The sequence below is a fragment of the Chitinophaga agrisoli genome, assembly GCF_008386695.1.
Lineage (GTDB): Bacteria > Bacteroidota > Bacteroidia > Chitinophagales > Chitinophagaceae > Chitinophaga > Chitinophaga agrisoli.
Map to the genome: position 1 here is coordinate 1 of NZ_VUOC01000122.1, position 900 is coordinate 900.

1 protein-coding gene is annotated in these 900 nt (G+C 58.0%); it reads left to right on the forward strand.

Annotated features, from left to right (window positions below):
• On the forward strand, window positions 1-900 hold a 900-nt coding region (locus tag F0L74_RS33005), incomplete at both ends, for a phage tail tape measure protein (protein WP_149842247.1).

Here is a 900-nt window from a genome sequence, read left to right on the forward strand (position 1 = left end):
ATCGGATCCGTTAACGATGAAGCGCGGGCGCGTTACTGGGATGATCGTGAAAAGGCCCGTCTTGCGCTTGAAGCCGCCCGAAAGAAGGCTGAGCAGCAGACTCAACAGGACAAAAATGCGCAGCAGCAGAGCGATACCGAAGCGTCACGGCTGAAATATACCGAAGAGGCGCAGAAGGCTTACGAACGGCTGCAGACGCCGCTGGAGAAATATACCGCCCGTCAGGAAGAACTGAACAAGGCACTGAAAGACGGGAAAATCCTGCAGGCGGATTACAACACGCTGATGGCGGCGGCGAAAAAGGATTATGAAGCGACGCTGAAAAAGCCGAAACAGTCCAGCGTGAAGGTGCCTGCGGGCGATCGTCAGGAAGACAGTGCTCATGCTGCCCTGCTGACGCTTCAGGCAGAACTCCGGACGCTGGAGAAGCATGCCGGAGCAAATGAGAAAATCAGCCAGCAGCGCCGGGATTTGTGGAAGGCGGAGAGTCAGTTCGCGGTACTGGAGGAGGCGGCGCAACGTCGCCAGCTGTCTGCACAGGAGAAATCCCTGCTGGCGCATAAAGATGAGACGCTGGAGTACAAACGCCAGCTGGCTGCACTTGGCGACAAGGTTACGTATCAGGAGCGCCTGAACGCGCTGGCGCAGCAGGCGGATAAATTCGCACAGCAGCAACGGGCAAAACGGGCCGCCATTGATGCGAAAAGCCGGGGGCTGACTGACCGGCAGGCAGAACGGGAAGCCACGGAACAGCGCCTGAAGGAACAGTATGGCGATAATCCGCTGGCGCTGAATAACGTCATGTCAGAGCAGAAAAAGACCTGGGCGGCTGAAGACCAGCTTCGCGGGAACTGGATGGCAGGCCTGAAGTCCGGCTGGAGTGAGTGGGAAGGATCCGAT